This is a genomic window from Sphingopyxis sp., from assembly GCF_019459305.1.
Classification (GTDB): Bacteria; Pseudomonadota; Alphaproteobacteria; order Sphingomonadales; family Sphingomonadaceae; genus Sphingopyxis.
Map to the genome: position 1 here is coordinate 39,572 of NZ_JAIBES010000022.1, position 15,996 is coordinate 55,567.

Below are 15,996 nucleotides of genomic sequence, written 5' to 3' on the forward strand. Positions count from 1 at the left end.
CTAGTTGGTCGCGTGCCAGACGCTGCGGCCCTCCTTGATCGTTTCGCGGACCTTGATGTCCTTGATGTCATCAACGCGCGTCGTCAGTGGGTTCCGGTCGAGAATGACGAAATCGGCGAGCAGTCCCGCCTTGATCCGGCCTTTTCGGTTCTCCTCGAAGATTTGCCACGCCGGGCCCGTGGTGAGCGCTTGTAACGCGGCGTAGGCGTCGATGCGCTCGTCCGGTCCGCTGACGATGCCGGTCGGCGAAATGCGCGCCATCGACGTCCACAGCATGAAGCGCGTGTCGAGCGGGGTGACGCTATAGTCGCTGTGGTTCGACGGCGTCAGCCCCGCGGCGCGTGCCGAGCGGAGCGGGCTGATGAAGTCGACGACCTCGGCGGGGAAATTGGTGCGGTGGACGTCGCCCCAATACCACGCATGGTTCGAGAAATAGCCCGGGCCGACGCCGATGCGGGCGTAGGCGGGCAGCTGGTCGCGGCGCTGGAATTGCGAATGGATGACGACCGGGCGGCGGTTGTCGGCGGCGGTGATGCCGAGCGCATCGAAGCCGCGGATTGCCATGTCGATCGCGGCGTCGCCATTGGCGTGGACGAACAGCTGCCAGCCGCGGTCGTGAACCTTTTTCGCCTGCGCGATGAAGTCGGCTTCGGATAGGATCGGTTCGCCGTGCCAGGGCTGGTACCCTTCGGGGCTGCCGCGCTGGTAATCGCGGGTGAAGAATCCGGTGCGCCCCTGCACCGATCCGTCGAGGACGAACTTGATCCCCTGCAATTTCACATGCCCCTGATAGGCGCCGAATTTCAGGTCCGGATTGGCGAGCAGCGCGTCGAGGCCGGTCGAGAAGGGGAGGAGAGCGAGGTCGATCTTGAGCCGTTCGCGCGCCGCGGCACTGGTCAGGAACGCGATGTCGGGCGGCAGCGTCGCACCGTCCTGCGCGTGGGTGTAGCCTTCAGCGAAATAGGCGTTTTGCGCGGCGTCGAGCGCGGCGAGTTTCTGCTCGGCGCTCGGCTGCGGCATTTTGGCGAGCAGCAGGAACATCGCCTTTTCGAGCAGCACTCCATTGAGCTTGCCCGTATCGTCGCGCAGCATCATCCCGCCGGACGGGACGGGGGTGGCCTCGTGGATGCCAGCAGCCTTCAGTGCCGCACTGTTCGCGACGGCGCCGTGGAGCGAGACGTGGAGGACGACAAGCGGTCGGTCGGGGGCGACCGTGTCGAGTTCGGCGCGGTTGATGTAGCGTTTCTCCGCCAGCACCTCCTGATCGAATTGCCAGACGGTGGTCCAGCCGCCGGGTTTGGCGGGGCTGCGAGCCACATGGCTCCGAATAGCGGCCTGAACGCCCGGAATATCAGTGATCGCGCCGTGCGCCTTGTCGCGCAGGTCGAGCCCGCCCGCGCTCATTGTCGCAACGGTGAAATGTGAATGAGCGTCGATGAAGCCGGGGAGCAGCGCCGCGCCCTTGAGGTCGCGGACGGCGGCATCCCGGCCCGCAGCGGCGCGGGCTTCCTTTTCGGACCCGGCGAAGGCGATGCGGCCATCGCGCGTCACGACCGCCTCGACCGTGTGCGGCTCGTCGCCGTCCATCGTGATGATCGGTCCGCCGTGATAGAGGGTCGCGCTATCTTGCGCGCTGGCGGGCGCGGCGATGGTCAACAGCAGCGCGGCGATGCCGGTCGATAATCTCATATGTCTCTCCCCGGCGCGCATGGTGGCGGTCGGGGAGGGCGGAGGTCAAGTCTCTCTATGCAACCCATCATTGTCGCTGATGCAGCAAAGCAACCCAGCGCGGATTATACCGCCCTGGATTGCCTTGCTGAGCTCGGGTATGCGCGAGCGCGAATTAGACTTGCTGCGGCGGCACTTCGTCGGGGCCGCGGCCGGGCTCGGTCATATCGCCGCCGCCGCCCGGATTGCCGGGAATCTCCATCGGCTGACCCGCGGGGTCTTCCTGAGGCGTCGGCTGCACCGGATGCTCGGGCGGCGCCATTGGTTCGATGGTGTCAGGCTTGGGTTTGGGGAAGGGGTCAGTGGCGCGAACGTTCAGGCTGGATGCAAAGGTCATATGGGCTCTCCTTGCCTTATCAACGAATGGGCGCGGTGCGCGTTCCCCCGCAGAAATGTCGGGCTTTGTGCCCTTGCCCTCGGCGGCGCGTCTGCTATAGCCCCGCGCGGCCCGCACGGGCGTGCGCGGCACAGCGCGCGGCTTTGTGCACCCGGCCGAAAGCCTCTGCGGGCGTGGCGGAATTGGTAGACGCGCTGGTTTTAGGTACCAGTATCGCAAGATGTGGGGGTTCGAGTCCCTTCGCCCGCACCAGTTCCGACGATCTGCTGGGGATGGAACCGGGATAGGGGAACCCCGCCATGTGGCCGGGGTTCATCGTTACGAGATTTTGAGCAAGGATAAGACCAAGGCAATGAAGACCGTCGAAACGCTGAACGAAGGCCTGAAGCGCGAATATCGCGTGACCATCACCGCCAAGGACATCGACGCCCGCGTCGACGACGAGGTGAAGAGCATGGCGCCGACCGTGCGCATGCCCGGCTTCCGCCCCGGCAAGGTGCCGCCGAACCTGATCCGCAAGATGCACGGCCCCGCGCTGTCGGCCGACGCGCTGAACAAGGCGATCGACGCCGGGGTTCGCGACCTGATGGCCAAGGAAAAGCTGCGTCCCGCGTTGCAGCCCGCGGTCACGCTGGCCGATGGTTATGAAACCGGCAAGGACGCCGAAGTCACCGTCGCACTCGAAGTGCTGCCCGACATCAAGACCCCGTCGATCGACGGGCTGAAGCTCGAGCGTCTGACCGTTCCCACCGACGACAAGGCGGTGATGGCCAAGATCGAAGAATTTGCCGCGCAGATGAAGCGCTTCGAAGAAGCGCCGAAGACCAAGAAGGCCGCAAGCGGCGACCAGGTCATCATCGATTTTGCCGGCAGCGTCGACGGCGTCGCCTTTGATGGCGGCACCGGTGAAGACATGGCGGTCGAAATCGGTTCGGGCCAGCTGATCCCGGGTTTCGAAGACCAGCTGATTGGCGCCAAGGTCGGCGACGCGAAGACCGTCAAGGTGACCTTCCCCGCCGAATATCCGGTCGAGAATCTGAAGGGTGCCAAAGCCGAATTCGCCGTGACGGTAAAGGAAGTGAAGGTTCCGGCAGCGTCGAAGATCGACGATGAGTTCGCCAAGTCGCTCGGCCTTGAAAGCCTCGACAAGCTCAAAGAGCTGATGAAGGATCAGGTCGAGCAGGAACTGAACGGCCTGACGCGTACCTATATGAAGCGCAAGCTGCTCGACCAGCTCGCCGCTAGCCATGATTTCGACGTGCCGCCGACGATGGTCGAGGCGGAATTTGCGCAGATCTGGCAGCAGCTGGAGCAGGAAGTCGAAATCGAAGAAGATCCCGTCGCGGCGAAGGCCGAGCTGGAAGCCGACCGCGACGATTATCACGCGATCGCGGTGCGCCGCGTCCGTCTGGGTCTGCTGCTGTCCGAAATCGGCCAGGCGCATGGCGTGCAGGTTTCGCAGCAGGAAATGCAGCGGCTCATCATGCAGGCGGCGCAGCAGTATCGCCCCGAAGATCGCGGCCGCTTCATGGACTATGTCCAGCAGGACGCGCTCGCTGCGGCGCAGCTCCGCGCTCCGCTTTATGAGGATAAGGTCGTCGACTTCCTGTTCGAAAAGGCCGAGATCAGCGACCGCGAAACCACCCGCGAGGAACTGGAAGCGGCGATCGAAGCCGATGACGATAGCGGCCATGTCCACGGCCCGGGCTGTGGCCACGATCATGATCACGACCACAAGCCGGCCAAGAAGGCGGCAGCGAAAAAGCCCGCAGCCAAAAAGGCTGACGTGAAGGAAGACGCCGCCGAGGCCGCCCCCGCCAAGAAGGCACCGGCAAAGAAGGCAGAAGCCAAGACCGAAGATAAGCCTGCTGCGGCAAAGAAGGCTGCCCCGGACAAAACGGAGGTTGAAAAACCTGCGGCCAAGAAGGCGCCTGCGAAGAAGGCCGCTGCCAAGAAATAGATTTCGCAAGAAGCCGAGCAAAAAGGCCGGGTGGAATTTCTCCCCGGCCTTTTTTGCGTTGGCTCGCGATCGGGCGGTCAGATTCGATCTGGCAAGATGGCATTCCCGTGGGCGGCGGGCCGTGATACCGACGCGTATCGGGGAGATTGTGCCATGCGCCATGTGATTGCCGCCTTCGTCCTTGCCGCTTCGGCGGCCGTGTCGATGCCCACGGAAGCCCAGCAGCCAGGCCGATTGATTTCGGCCGCACCGATCCAGGACACTCCGGCCGGGGTGCAGGCGTGGCGGGTGCAATATTTGACAAGTAATCAGAGCGGCGTCCCGCTGGCCGTGACCGGCATCGTTGCGGCGCCGATGGAGGCGATTCCGTCCCGCCCGCGCCGCGTCATCGCTTGGACCCACGGCGCGTGGGGCGTCGCCGAAAAATGCGCACCCTCGCTCAGCCCGAGCTTCTTTTCCGCGACTGCGGCGATTGACGCAGTCAGTCGCGGTTATGTCGTTGTCGCGCCCGACTATATCGGCCTCGCCAGTCCGACGATGCACCCCTTCCTCGTCGGACCCGACACCGCCCATTCGGTTCTCGATGGCGTGCGTGCAGCGCGCGAAATTGCGGGCGCAGCGGCGGGCAGCGACTTTGCCGTGTGGGGCGAATCGCAGGGCGGCCACGCCGCGTTGTGGACTGCGACGGCAGCGCGTTCCTATGCCCCCGACCTCACGCTGATTGCGACGGCCGCCGCCGCGCCGCCGACCGATCTCGCCGCCAATCTGCGCGACGGCAGCGACAAGAATGCTCGTGCGCTGTTGCTGTCCTTCACCCTGCACAGTTGGTCGACCCTGTATGGCTTTTCGATGGACGGCGTCGCCAACCGCACCAATCAGGGGATCATCACTCGACTAGCGCAGAATAATTGCGTGAACCTCGACAAGAAGCCCAAGTTCGGCACGATCCTGGGCATTCTGACCATCGTCCGCGCGACGAAGAACAAGGACATCGCGAAGATTGAACCCTTCGGCAGCTTCGCGCGCGCCAACAGCGTCGATGCGGCGCGGGTGCCGGGGCCGCTGCTGATCGCGCAGAGCCGCAACGACACGATTGTCGCGTCCTCGGTCACGCGCAAGTTCGCCAAGGCGGTGTGCCGGCGGGGGACGGGTGTCCGCTGGATCGACATGACGGGCGATCATGGCAACAGCGCCCGCGAAAGTGCGCAGGAAACAATCGGCTGGATCACGTCACGCTTCGACGGCAACCCAGCGCCGAATGATTGTCGGCGGGTTTAGCGAAACTAATCGAAAACTTTCTGGTCGATGGTTTCCTTTGCGAACCAGGCGCGAGCGTCGGGACGGAACAGGAAATAGATTGATAGCGCGGTCAGCGCCGTACCTGCGAGCGAAATGGCGAGCGCGAAACCGGTGGAAGGCATGGGATCATTGATCGATGTGAACGCGGCGATGACACCAAATCCCATCACTACGACATAAATCCACTTTGTGATATTGCTCGCCCGTCTCGAGATCAGGTACCAAAGAAGCAGGCTGAGTGCCAAACTGAAGCCGATAGCAAGGGCGACTCCAATCGCTGCACCGTCAACCGACGACGAAAGACGTGGATCGCTCTTCAGTGCCTCCATCATGGTCGGCCAATGAAGGGCAAAACTAGCCACTCCGGTCAGGGTCGATGCCCAAAAGCTGCGCTCGAAATTGATAATTGAAGGCGGACGCCGCATATGTCGTCCCCTCTAATCCACCCAATCAAGCCCCATGTCGCGATAGACGCTGCGGTCTTCGTCCCAGTTCGCCTTGACTTTCACGTGCAGGAAAAGGTGGACCGGGCGCCCCAGCAATTCGCCGAGCTCGGCGCGCGCCTTGCTGCCGATTTCCTTGATCCGTTCGCCTTTGTGACCCAGGATGATCGCGCGCTGGTTGTCGCGGGCGACCAGGATCTGCTGGTGGATTTCGGCGCTGCCGTCAGGGCGGGTGGTGAATTTTTCGGTTTCGACGGTTGACTGGTACGGCAGCTCTTCATGGAGTTGGCGGTAAAGCTGTTCGCGGGTGATTTCGGCGGCGAGCATGCGTTCGGGGGCGTCGCTAACCTCGTCCTCGGGGAAATGCCACGGCCCTTCGGGCATCAGCTTCGCCAGCGTCGCCTTGAGTTCGGGAACGCCGTCACCGGTGCTCGCCGAGACGAAGAAGGTTTCGTCGAATTTAACGCGCTCGTTAAGCGTCGTCGCGGTTGTCAGCAGCTTATCCTTGCGGGTCAGGTCAACCTTGTTGAGCACGAGGAACTTCTTTTCGGGCCGCCCCTCGATCCCCTGCAGCACGCGCTCGGCGCGCTCGCCGAGCTTCGCCGCGGCGTCGATCATGACGAGGATCGCTTCGGCCTGGTCGAGGCTGTTCCACGCCGCCGCGACCATCGCGCGGTCGAGGCGGCGGGTGGGGGCGAAGATGCCCGGGGTGTCGATCAGCACGATCTGGGTTTCGCCGTCCATCGCGACCCCCATCAGCCGGGTGCGCGTCGTCTGCGCCTTGGGGCTGACGATCGCGACCTTCTGGCCGACGAGCGCGTTGACGATCGTCGATTTGCCCGCGTTGGGCGCGCCGACGACGGCGACAAATCCGCAGCGGTGGGTCATAATTTCATTCCTTCGAGTTCGGCGAGCAATGTCGCCGCTGCGGCCTTTTCGGCCGCCTGTTTGCTGGTGCCTTCGGCCTCGGCGCGCGCGAGCTTCCCGATGCTCACCGCGACGCGGAAGCGCGGCGCATGGTCCGGTCCTTCGCGCGCGATGATTTCATATTCGGGCGGGCGGCGTTTGCGCGCCAATGCCCATTCCTGCAGCGCCGCCTTGGGGTGCTTGGGCGCCTCCGCCTGCCCGTCGACCATGTCGCCCCAATGCGCGAGGATGAAGGTCCGCGCCGCATCGACACCCTGATCGAGATAGAGCGCCCCGATCAGCGCCTCGATCGCGTCAGCGGCGATATTGTCGCTGTAGCGACCGCCGTCGTTACGCGCCTGCGCGCCAAAGCGGATCAGGTCGGTGAGGTTCAGCCGCTGCGCAATTGCGGCGCAGGTGGCGCCCGAAGCCAGCACATGCAGCCGCGACGACATCTCGCCTTCGCTCGCGTGCGGATAGCGCGCGTAAAGTTCGGACGCGATGACGAGGCCGAGGACGCGGTCGCCCAGAAACTCCAGCCGCTGATAATCTGCGCGCCCGGTGCTGCCATGGGTCAGCGCCAGTTCGTACAGCGCCAGATCGTCCGGGGTGCTGCCGAGGATTTCGGCGAGCGCCCCGGTGTCGAGCTTATCGGTCAAAAACCGTCCCCGATGCGGCTCCAGCGCGCTGCGGTGAACCAGCTGATCGGGTTGATCCAGCTTGCCGATCCGTCGGTCGAGAACATCCCGACCAGCGCCTTGCCGACCAGATTTTCCAAGGGAACGAGGCCTATCCCTTGATTTTCCATCGCCGGGAAACGGCTGTCGGCGCTGCGGTCGCGGTTGTCGCCCATCATGAACAAATGGCCTTCGGGAACGACGACGAGCGGGGTGTTGTCCTCGGCGATCGGTGCGATGTCGAGGATCGCATAGCTTTTGCCGCTGGGGAGCGTTTCGCGATACTGTTTATATCGGCATTGACGCTGGCCGTCGGGGGCGACTTCCTCAAACTCCATCGAGTAGCAGGGCAGGGTGCCCATCGCGCGCGATGCTTCGACCATGTTTGCGGTCACCGGGATGACGAAATCGGGCATGGTTTCGCGCTTCAGCGGCGTGCCGTTGAGCAACACGATGCCGTCTTTCACCTGCACGCTGTCGCCCGGCAAGCCGATGACGCGCTTGATATAATCATTGTCGGCGCTCGGCGGCGCCTTGAACACCGCGACGTCGCCGCGTTCGGGGGTGCGCGCGAAAACGCGGCCGGGGATCAGCGGGAGGCTGAACGGCAAGCTGTATTTCGAATAGCCATAGGCCATCTTGTTGACGAGAAGATAGTCGCCGATCAGTAGCCGAGGTTGCATCGATTCCGATGGAATGTTGAACGGCGACAGGAAAAAGCTGCGGAAAATCAGCACCGCTATCGCGAGCAGCGCGAGGAAGCGGACGGTATCGACGGCCTCTTCCTTTGCCGACGCCGGCGCAGGGGTCGGAGCAGACGGGCTGGCGGGCGCGTTATCGGCGGTAAAGCTGGCTTCAGTCATGCCGCGGCATTGGCGATGAATAGGTTGCCACGTCAAGCAAATATCGGCGGATGACGCTGGTGTCGCGAGGGTGGGAGGCCTAGAGAAGGGCCGACATCTCACCTCCGTTCGGATCGAGCGATGTCGAGACACCCATAGGTGGCGCATGCCCTCCCGGTGTCTCGATATCGCACGACAGGAACGGACTTTAGAGGACTTTCGCATGCCCACCGCCGACCAAACCTGGCAGGCACTCGCCGACTGGCAGCCGCAGAAACTGACCGACCTGGTCGCCGCTGATCCGGACGCGCGGTTGCAGGCGCTGGTGCGCAGCGTTGCGGACATCCGCTTCGATTTCGCAAAGACCCATCTCGACGATGCGGCGGTGGCAATCCTGTCCGACCTTGCGGCAGCGCAGGATTTCGACGGGCGGCGCAAGACGCTGTTTTCGGGCGGCATTGCCAATCCGACGGAGAATCGCGCCGCCGAACATAGCGCCGAACGCGGCGATGGCGCCCCCGACTCGGTCCACCGCGCGCAGGCGCTGCACCAGCGGATGCGGATGATGATCGATGCGATCGAGGCGGGGGCATTCGGCGAGATCCGCCATTTGCTCCACATCGGCATCGGCGGATCGGCGCTCGGCCCCGACCTGCTCGTCGATGCGCTGGGACGCCACAGCAACCGCTATGACGTTGCGGTGGTGTCGAACGTCGATGGCGCCGCGCTCGACGAGGTGTTCGCCAAGTTCAGCCCCGAACATACGCTGGTTGCGGTCGCCTCAAAGACCTTTACCACCACCGAAACGCTGATGAACGCCAATTCCGCGTTGCAGTGGCTCGATGAGGCGGGGGTAAATGATCCGCTCGGCCGCTTCATCGCGCTGACCGCCAGCCCGGAACGCGCGATTGAATGGGGGATCGACGAGACGCGTATCCTGCCGTTCAACGAGAGCGTCGGCGGGCGCTATTCTTTATGGTCGTCGATCGGTTTCCCCGCCGCGCTCGCGCTGGGCTGGGATGCGTTTGAGGATATGCTCGAAGGCGCGGCGGAAATGGACCGGCATTTCCGTCTCGCCCATGGCGCCGATAACATCGGTCTTCTCGCCGCCTTTGTCGATCAGCTTTACGCCAACCGGCTGGGGTGCCAGACGCGCGCGGTGTTTGCCTATGACGAGCGGCTGCGGCTGCTGCCCAGCTATTTGCAACAGCTGGAGATGGAATCGAATGGCAAGTCGGTGACCTTCGATGGCAAGCCGCTGACCCAGCATAGCGCGCCGATCACCTGGGGCGGCGTCGGCACCGATGCGCAACATGCGGTGTTCCAGCTGCTCCATCAGGGGACAAACCTGGTGCCCGTCGAATTCGTCGTCGCCCGCGAGCCCGACCATCTGCTCGACGACGCGCATCACGAAACTCTCGTCGCCAATTGTATCGCGCAGGGGGCGGCGCTGATGACCGGACGCCAGAGCGACGATGGCGCGCGTAACTATCCGGGCGATCGTCCATCGACGACGATCCTGCTCGATCAGGTGACCCCGCACGCGCTGGGCGCGCTGATCGCTTTTTACGAGCATCGCGTGTTCGCCAATGCCGCACTGCTGGGGATCAACCCGTTCGACCAGTTCGGGGTCGAACTGGGCAAGGAGATGGCGAAGGGGCTGGCTGAGGGAACCGTGGAGTTCGACCCTGCAACGCAGGCGCTGATGACTGCTGCGTTGGGAGTATAGTGCTTCGTATTGGCGAGGAGCCGAAGGCGACGCGGCAATCCAGAGAGGCGCAAGGCCGCCCCTGGATTGCTTCGCTTCCCTCGCAATGACGAAGGGATTGCGGCAACGCCCCATCACTGTAAGCGCAAAAATCGATTGGCATCGCGGCACCGCGTAACCACATAGGCGCGGGCTGCGAATGCCAGCCAATTCCATTTCAGGGGTCTCCCATATGAGCAATTTCGACTTCGACCTGTTTGTCATCGGTGCCGGGTCGGGCGGGGTCCGCGCCTCGCGCGTCGCCGCCTCGCACGGCGCGCGCGTTGCGGTGGCTGAGGAGCATCGGGTCGGCGGTACTTGCGTCATCCGGGGCTGCGTGCCCAAGAAGCTGCTCGTGTACGGCGCGCATTTCGCCGAAGATCTGAAGGACGCGCGCCATTTCGGCTGGGACGTGCCCGACTGCAAGTTCGACTGGGACCGGCTGCGTGACAATGTCCTGGCGGAAGTCACCCGGCTCGAAGGGCTGTACGGCCAGACCCTCGATAATCACAAAGTCACGCTGTTCAAAACGCGCGCGACGATCATCGGGCCGCAGAAGGTGCGGCTGGCCGATGGCCAGGAAATCTCTGCCGAACGCATTTTGATCGCGACTGGCGGCTGGCCCTTCGTCCCCGAATTTCCGGGCAGCGAACATGCAATCACCTCGAATGAAGTGTTCCACCTCGACAAATTGCCGAAGCGCGTCGTGATTGCTGGCGGCGGCTATATCGCCAATGAATTTGCCGGGATCTTCAACGAATTCGGCAGCAAGGTGACGATCGTCAACCGCGGCGACACGATCCTGCGTGGTTATGACGAGCAGATCCGCGACCGCCTGCTGCAAATCTCGATGACCAAGGGCATCGAATTTCGCTTCAACGCGCCGTTCGAGTCGATCGAAAAGAAGGAAGACGGTTCGCTAACCGTCCATCTGGGCAATTGCGATCCGATCGACGCCGACATCGTATTGGTTGCCGCGGGCCGCGTGCCGAACACCAAGGGGCTGGGGCTGGAAGATGCCGGGGTCGAACTCGACAAGGAAGGCGCGATCCAGGTCGATGAGACGAACCAGTCGTCGGTCGCGAGCATCTATGCGGTCGGCGACGTCACCAACCGGATCCAGCTGACCCCCGTCGCGATCCGTGAAGGGCAAGCCTTTGCCGACAGCGTGTTCGGTGGCAAGCCGACGGTCGTCGACTACGCCAATGTCCCGAGCGCGGTGTTCAGCCACCCGCCGATCGGCGCGGTCGGGATGACCGAAGCCGAGGCGCGCAACAAGCTCGGCACCGTCCGCGTTTACACGAGCGATTTCCGCGCGATGAAGAATGTCCTCGCGGGCCGCAACGAACGCGCGCTGTACAAGATGATCGTCAATGAAGCGACCGATCAGGTCGTCGGGCTGCACATGATCGGGCCCGATGCGCCGGAGATTTTGCAGGCGGCGGCGGTCGCGGTGAAGGCCGGGCTGAGCAAGGCCGATTTCGACGCGACGGTGGCATTGCATCCGAGCATGGCGGAAGAACTGGTGTTGTTTAAGTAAAAGCCCCCCTCGCGCTTGCGGGAAGGGAGAAGATTACCCAATCCGGTACGGCACCACATCGCGCCGATCCGGATCGACCAGAATCGGCCGATCGCTCGGCGGAAAGGCGCGCTGGTCGCAGTCGTCGCGCGGGCAGATGCGGCATGACAGACCGATCCGCGTCGCGGCTTGCGGGGCGGCGACGTCGACCCCGTCGGCATAGACGAAGTCCCCCGCATATTGCGCCTCGCATCCCAGCGCGACGGCATAGCGGCGCGGGCTGCGCGCATAGCTGCCCGACGGTTTCACCAATCCCTTGGCCATCGACACATAGCGCAAACCGTCGGGCGTTTCGGCGAGCTGGAACAGGATGCGGTCGGGGATCGCTGCGGCTTCGTGGACGATCCACAAGGGGCAGGCGCCGCCGAACCGCGCGAATTGCAGCCGCGTCGCGCTGTGCCGCTTGGTGATATTGCCCGCCATGTCGACACGGCAGAAGAACATCGGAATGCCGCGCGCGCCGGGGCGCTGGAGGGTCGAGAGGCGGTGGCAGGCCTGTTCGAAACTGACCCCATAGTCCATCCGCAGCCGGTCGATGTCGTGGCGCACGGCGCGCGCGCTGGCGCGGAAGGGGGCGTAAGGCATCAGCACCGCGCCCGCGGCATAGTTGGCGAGGCCGACGTGGAGGAGTTGGCGGGCCGCGGCCGTGCGGAGCGGACTGGCCTCGACTACCGCCGCAATCTCGTGCGCCAGTGCCAGCGCGGCCAATTGATGCGCCAGCTGAAAGCGGCGGCTTTCCGCGGGCTGCGACGGATCGATCACCAGATGGCGCATCGTCGCATCGAAATCGCGCAGGCTTTGAGTCTGGGTATAGACGATCGAGATGCCGAGCGCATCGCGCAGCCGCCGCTCAATCGTCTCGATGGACGGGGATGGGTCTTTGCCGCGCAGCTGCCCCGCCAGCGCCTCGGCGGCGCGGTCGATGCTGTCGACATAATTGCCCGCGTCGTGAAACCAGTCGCGCACCTCTTCCCACGGCAGGCGGCTTCCCTCGGCGGTGCCGCCGGTCAGCGCCTCGTCGATGATTTGGAGCCGTTGACCGGCACGGCGATAGGCGGCGTGGAGTGCGACGAACTGGTCGGCAAGCTGCGGCTGTTGCAGCGCGGCGCGTTCGAGCTGCTCGGGTGGCAGGGGGGATGCGGCGAACAGCGGGTCGGCGGCGGCTTCGCGGAGCGCCCCGGCGCGGCGGTCGCCCGCGTCGGCGGCGACTTCCTCCCATTCGAGAGGGAACAGCTTTTGCAGGCGGTCGAGCAAGGCCGGAGTAAGAGGGCGGTCGTCATGCTCGATCTGGCTGAGGTAGGAGGTAGAGATGGCAAGCGCGGCGGCGAACTCGGCCTGTTTGATGCCGCGGTCTTGGCGGAGGGCTTTAAGGCGAGCGCCTGCGAAGATGCGGTTGCGGGTCATGAAGTGCCTTTCACTCCGTTCGCCCTAAGCTTGTCGATGGGCCATTTTTCTGACGGCATCAAAAAAAGAGTGGTGCTTCGACAAGCTCAGCACGACCGGATTTGAATTCAGTCCTACTTTGCTAACAATTACTTTGCAACTTTGCAAATTCGCATTTGCTTGGCGAGCCTTTAGCGGGCAGACGAAACTTTGAAGTGCGTTGGGAGAGCCGAATGTCCGCCAATATCGCCGAAATGGAACGCCGTCGCGCCGCCGCTGCCTTGGGCGGCGGGCAAAAGCGCATCGATGCGCAGCACAGCAAGGGTAAGCTGACCGCGCGCGAGCGGCTCGATGTGCTTCTCGACGAGGGTTCGTTTGAAGAACTCGACACCTATGTCGAGCATAATTGCACCGATTTCGGGATGCAGGACCAGATCATCCCCGGCGATGGCATCGTCACCGGATCGGGCACGATCAACGGCCGCCTCGTCTATGTCTTCAGCCAGGATTTCACCGTGTTCGGTGGGTCGCTGTCCGAGCGCCACGCGCAGAAGATGATGAAAGTCATGGACAATGCAATGAAGGTCGGGGCGCCGATCATCGGGATCAACGACAGCGGCGGCGCGCGCATTCAGGAGGGCGTCGCGTCGCTGGGCGGCTATGCCGAGGTGTTTCAGCGCAACGTGCTGGCGTCGGGGGTGGTGCCCCAGATCAGCCTCATCATGGGGCCGTGCGCGGGCGGGGCGGTTTACAGCCCGGCGATGACCGACTTCATCTTCATGGTCAAAGACAGCAGCTATATGTTCGTCACCGGCCCCGATGTGGTCAAGACGGTGACCAACGAGGTGGTGACGCAAGAAGAACTCGGCGGCGCGATTACCCACACGACCAAAAGCTCGGTCGCCGACATCGCGTTCGAGAATGACATCGAGGCGCTGCTCGCGACGCGCGATTTCTTTGACTATCTGCCTGAAAACAACCGCAGCGGGGTGCCGGTGCGCCCGACGAGCGATCCGTTCGACCGCGCCGAGCCCAGCCTCGACACGCTGATCCCGCCCAACGCGAACCAGCCCTATGACATGCACGAGCTGATCCGCAAGACGGTCGACGAGGGCGATTTCTTCGAGGTGCAGCCGGCGCATGCGGGCAATATCATCTGCGGATTCGGGCGGATCGAGGGGCGGACGATCGGCATCGTCGCGAACCAGCCGTTGGTGCTTGCGGGGGTGCTCGACATCAATTCGTCGAAGAAGGCAGCGCGTTTCGTGCGTTTCTGCGATGCGTTCGAAATCCCGATCATCACCTTCGTCGATGTTCCCGGCTTTCTGCCCGGCACCGCGCAGGAGTTCAACGGCATCATCAAGCATGGCGCAAAACTGCTGTTCGCCTATGCCGAGGCGACGGTGCCGAAAATCACGGTGATCACCCGCAAGGCCTATGGCGGCGCCTATGACGTGATGGCGTCAAAGCATCTGCGCGGCGACCTGAACTATGCCTGGCCGACCGCCGAAATTGCGGTGATGGGCGCGAAGGGCGCGGTCGAGATCATCTTCCGCAGCGACATCGGCGACCCCGAAAAGATCGCGCAGCGCACGAAGGAATATGAGGACCGATTCGCCAACCCGTTTGTCGCGGCATCGCGCGGATATATCGATGAGGTGATCCACCCGCACAACACGCGCAAGCGGATCGCGCTGGGGCTGCGGAAACTGCGGAACAAGCAGCTCGAGAACCCGTGGAAGAAGCATGACAATATTCCACTCTGAACCGATCGGCGTCGATCAACTGAGTTATCAGTTCGTATCGGCGAATGATCCCGACATCATTGGGGTCGAGGTCATGTTGGATGGCCATGTGTTATTCGACATTTCCATGAATCCCGCAGGTGAAACGAGCGAGCTTTTCGATTCTGATGGCTGGAAGGCGGAGTTCGATTTGAGCGGTTTACGCAGCGTGCTGACGAAGTGTGAAGCCGAGCTCAATGCCTGGCGTGAGGGGCTGATGAAACCCGGCGAAATTTGGAGTGCTCAATGAAACTAGGCCGCCTCAACCATATCGGCGTTGCGACGCCGTCGATTGCCGATAGCATCGTCTTTTACCGCGACGTGATGGGCGCGACGAAAATTCACGAGCCGTTTGACCTGCCTGAGCAGGGGGTGAAGGTGTGTTTTGTCGATACGCCCGGTGCCGATGGGGCGCTGAACGGAACGCAGATCGAGCTGGTCGAGCCGTTGCCCGGCAACACCTCGATCGCAGGGTTTCTGGAGAAGAACCCGGCAGGGGGGCAGCATCACCTCTGTTACGAAGTGCCCGATATTCACGCGGCCAAGGCGTCGTTCGAGGCGATGGGCAAGCGGGTGCTGGGTGAGCCGCGGATCGGGGCGCATGGGACGTTGATATTCTTCCTCCACCCAAAGGATATGGGCGGGGTGCTGACCGAGATTATGGAGACGCCGAAGGGCGATCACCAATGATCTTTTACGACACTCCCAATCCCGCTCCCAACCCGCGCCGCGTTCGCATTTTCGCTGCCGAAAAGGGTATCGACCTCCCGAGCGAGACGATCTCCATTGTCGCGGGGGAGCATAAGGCGCCAGCATATCTCGCGATCAACCCGCGCGGGCAGACCCCGGCGCTGAAGCTGGACGATGGGACAGTGCTCACTGAGAGCGTCGCGATCTGCCGCTATCTTGAGGCGCTGCATCCGGGCACCCCGCTGTTCGGCACCACGCCTGCCGAAATCGGCGTGATCGAAATGTGGATTCGCCGCATTGAGCTGATGGTGATGGAGCCGATCGGCAAGATATGGGTCCACACTCACCCGTTTACTGCACGACTGCCGACCCAGCGGTTTCCCGAATATGGCGAGAGCAATCGCGCGCGCGCGCTCGACGCCTTTGCGATGTGCGATGCTGGACTTGGATCGTCGCCATGGCTCGCGGGTGATGCGTTTAGCATGGCGGATATCCTGCTGCTCACAACCATAGATTTTGCCGCGTTCGTCGGCATCCCGCTCCCCGAAGACCTCGCCCGTTTGCGCGCATGGCACGACCGCGTGTCGGCTCGCCCCAGCGCGAAGGCTTGAAAGCAAAGAT

The 15,996-nt window shown here is 63.3% G+C and carries 15 protein-coding genes and 1 tRNA gene; 9 read left to right on the forward strand and 7 right to left on the reverse strand.

Going from position 1 to position 15,996, the window contains the following annotated elements; translation table 11 throughout:
* Positions 1 to 1,689 (reverse strand): amidohydrolase, encoded by a 1,689-nt coding sequence (locus K0M74_RS02405; protein WP_293967498.1) that lies wholly within the window; start codon positions 1,687 to 1,689, stop codon positions 1 to 3.
* 154 nt (positions 1,690 to 1,843) lie between these two features.
* Complete coding sequence (locus K0M74_RS02410) at positions 1,844 to 2,065, reverse strand: hypothetical protein (RefSeq protein WP_293967499.1); 222 nt, start codon at positions 2,063 to 2,065, stop codon at positions 1,844 to 1,846.
* A 167-nt stretch (positions 2,066 to 2,232) separates the two neighbouring features.
* On the opposite strand from K0M74_RS02410, the gene K0M74_RS02415 reads away from it, so the two are divergent.
* The 3 genes from K0M74_RS02415 (at position 2,233) to K0M74_RS02425 (ending at position 5,303) form a co-directional block, all read left to right on the forward strand.
* Positions 2,233 to 2,317, forward strand: a tRNA-Leu gene (locus K0M74_RS02415).
* 100 nt (positions 2,318 to 2,417) lie between these two features.
* The gene (gene tig, locus K0M74_RS02420) at positions 2,418 to 4,025 is read left to right on the forward strand and encodes a trigger factor (RefSeq protein WP_293967501.1); all 1,608 of its coding nucleotides are present in this window, start codon (positions 2,418 to 2,420) and stop codon (positions 4,023 to 4,025) included.
* Positions 4,026 to 4,178: 153 nt separating this feature from the next.
* Complete coding sequence (locus tag K0M74_RS02425) at positions 4,179 to 5,303, forward strand: lipase family protein (RefSeq protein WP_293967503.1); 1,125 nt, start codon at positions 4,179 to 4,181, stop codon at positions 5,301 to 5,303.
* A 5-nt stretch (positions 5,304 to 5,308) separates the two neighbouring features.
* On the opposite strand, the gene K0M74_RS02430 is transcribed toward K0M74_RS02425, so the two are convergent.
* The 4 genes from K0M74_RS02430 to lepB are packed head-to-tail and all read right to left on the reverse strand — an operon-like array spanning position 5,309 to position 8,213.
* Positions 5,309 to 5,749, reverse strand: a complete 441-nt coding sequence (locus tag K0M74_RS02430; protein ID WP_293967506.1) for a hypothetical protein — start codon at positions 5,747 to 5,749, stop codon at positions 5,309 to 5,311.
* A gap of 12 nt (positions 5,750 to 5,761) precedes the next feature.
* Positions 5,762 to 6,655: a GTPase Era gene (era, locus tag K0M74_RS02435; RefSeq protein WP_293967509.1), complete on the reverse strand. Its 894-nt coding sequence runs from the start codon at positions 6,653 to 6,655 to the stop codon at positions 5,762 to 5,764.
* Entirely contained in the window at positions 6,652 to 7,332 is a 681-nt protein-coding gene (rnc, locus tag K0M74_RS02440; RefSeq protein ID WP_293967512.1) for a ribonuclease III, read from the reverse strand. Before rnc ends, era begins: the two co-directional genes overlap by 4 nt.
* Positions 7,329 to 8,213 carry a signal peptidase I gene (gene lepB / locus K0M74_RS02445; RefSeq protein ID WP_293967514.1) on the reverse strand — a complete coding sequence of 295 codons (885 nt, stop codon included), beginning with the start codon at positions 8,211 to 8,213 and terminating at the stop codon, positions 7,329 to 7,331. The genes rnc and lepB overlap by 4 nt, the downstream gene beginning before the upstream one ends.
* 202 nt (positions 8,214 to 8,415) lie before the next feature.
* Here lepB and pgi point away from each other — a divergent pair, with 202 nt between their 5' ends.
* Together pgi and gor are read left to right on the forward strand one after the other, a co-directional pair.
* Complete coding sequence (pgi, locus tag K0M74_RS02450; protein ID WP_293967517.1) at positions 8,416 to 9,921, forward strand: glucose-6-phosphate isomerase; 1,506 nt, start codon at positions 8,416 to 8,418, stop codon at positions 9,919 to 9,921.
* A 211-nt stretch (positions 9,922 to 10,132) separates the two neighbouring features.
* Positions 10,133 to 11,479: a glutathione-disulfide reductase gene (gene gor / locus K0M74_RS02455; RefSeq protein WP_293967520.1), complete on the forward strand. Its 1,347-nt coding sequence runs from the start codon at positions 10,133 to 10,135 to the stop codon at positions 11,477 to 11,479.
* A 33-nt stretch (positions 11,480 to 11,512) separates the two neighbouring features.
* On the opposite strand, the gene K0M74_RS02460 is transcribed toward gor, so the two are convergent.
* Positions 11,513 to 12,922: a short-chain fatty acyl-CoA regulator family protein gene (locus tag K0M74_RS02460; protein WP_293967523.1), complete on the reverse strand. Its 1,410-nt coding sequence runs from the start codon at positions 12,920 to 12,922 to the stop codon at positions 11,513 to 11,515.
* A gap of 212 nt (positions 12,923 to 13,134) precedes the next feature.
* On the opposite strand from K0M74_RS02460, the gene K0M74_RS02465 reads away from it, so the two are divergent.
* From K0M74_RS02465 to K0M74_RS02480, 4 genes are read left to right on the forward strand one after another with little or no spacing between them, the layout of a single operon-like run.
* On the forward strand, positions 13,135 to 14,667 hold the full coding sequence (locus tag K0M74_RS02465) for an acyl-CoA carboxylase subunit beta (RefSeq protein ID WP_293700755.1): 1,533 nt from the start codon (positions 13,135 to 13,137) through the stop codon (positions 14,665 to 14,667).
* Positions 14,648 to 14,935 (forward strand): hypothetical protein, encoded by a 288-nt coding sequence (locus tag K0M74_RS02470; RefSeq protein ID WP_293967526.1) that lies wholly within the window; start codon positions 14,648 to 14,650, stop codon positions 14,933 to 14,935. Before K0M74_RS02465 ends, K0M74_RS02470 begins: the two co-directional genes overlap by 20 nt.
* Positions 14,932 to 15,375: a methylmalonyl-CoA epimerase gene (mce, locus tag K0M74_RS02475; protein ID WP_293967528.1), complete on the forward strand. Its 444-nt coding sequence runs from the start codon at positions 14,932 to 14,934 to the stop codon at positions 15,373 to 15,375. Before K0M74_RS02470 ends, mce begins: the two co-directional genes overlap by 4 nt.
* A complete protein-coding gene (locus tag K0M74_RS02480) occupies positions 15,372 to 15,986 on the forward strand; it encodes a glutathione S-transferase family protein (protein WP_293967530.1) in 615 nt (204 codons plus the stop codon). Before mce ends, K0M74_RS02480 begins: the two co-directional genes overlap by 4 nt.
* Positions 15,987 to 15,996: the final 10 nt, after the last annotated feature.

Coding starts and splice junctions, on each gene's coding strand:
- K0M74_RS02465 (WP_293700755.1), top strand. CDS start 13,135: ATGTCCGCCAATATCGCCGAAATGGAACGCCGTCGCGCCGCCGCTGCC.
- K0M74_RS02460 (WP_293967523.1), bottom strand. CDS start 12,922: ATGACCCGCAACCGCATCTTCGCAGGCGCTCGCCTTAAAGCCCTCCGC.
- pgi (WP_293967517.1), top strand. CDS start 8,416: ATGCCCACCGCCGACCAAACCTGGCAGGCACTCGCCGACTGGCAGCCG.
- K0M74_RS02430 (WP_293967506.1), bottom strand. CDS start 5,749: ATGCGGCGTCCGCCTTCAATTATCAATTTCGAGCGCAGCTTTTGGGCA.
- K0M74_RS02470 (WP_293967526.1), top strand. CDS start 14,648: ATGACAATATTCCACTCTGAACCGATCGGCGTCGATCAACTGAGTTAT.
- K0M74_RS02480 (WP_293967530.1), top strand. CDS start 15,372: ATGATCTTTTACGACACTCCCAATCCCGCTCCCAACCCGCGCCGCGTT.
- K0M74_RS02425 (WP_293967503.1), top strand. CDS start 4,179: ATGCGCCATGTGATTGCCGCCTTCGTCCTTGCCGCTTCGGCGGCCGTG.
- lepB (WP_293967514.1), bottom strand. CDS start 8,213: ATGACTGAAGCCAGCTTTACCGCCGATAACGCGCCCGCCAGCCCGTCT.
- K0M74_RS02410 (WP_293967499.1), bottom strand. CDS start 2,065: ATGACCTTTGCATCCAGCCTGAACGTTCGCGCCACTGACCCCTTCCCC.
- mce (WP_293967528.1), top strand. CDS start 14,932: ATGAAACTAGGCCGCCTCAACCATATCGGCGTTGCGACGCCGTCGATT.
- gor (WP_293967520.1), top strand. CDS start 10,133: ATGAGCAATTTCGACTTCGACCTGTTTGTCATCGGTGCCGGGTCGGGC.
- tig (WP_293967501.1), top strand. CDS start 2,418: ATGAAGACCGTCGAAACGCTGAACGAAGGCCTGAAGCGCGAATATCGC.
- K0M74_RS02405 (WP_293967498.1), bottom strand. CDS start 1,689: ATGAGATTATCGACCGGCATCGCCGCGCTGCTGTTGACCATCGCCGCG.
- era (WP_293967509.1), bottom strand. CDS start 6,655: ATGACCCACCGCTGCGGATTTGTCGCCGTCGTCGGCGCGCCCAACGCG.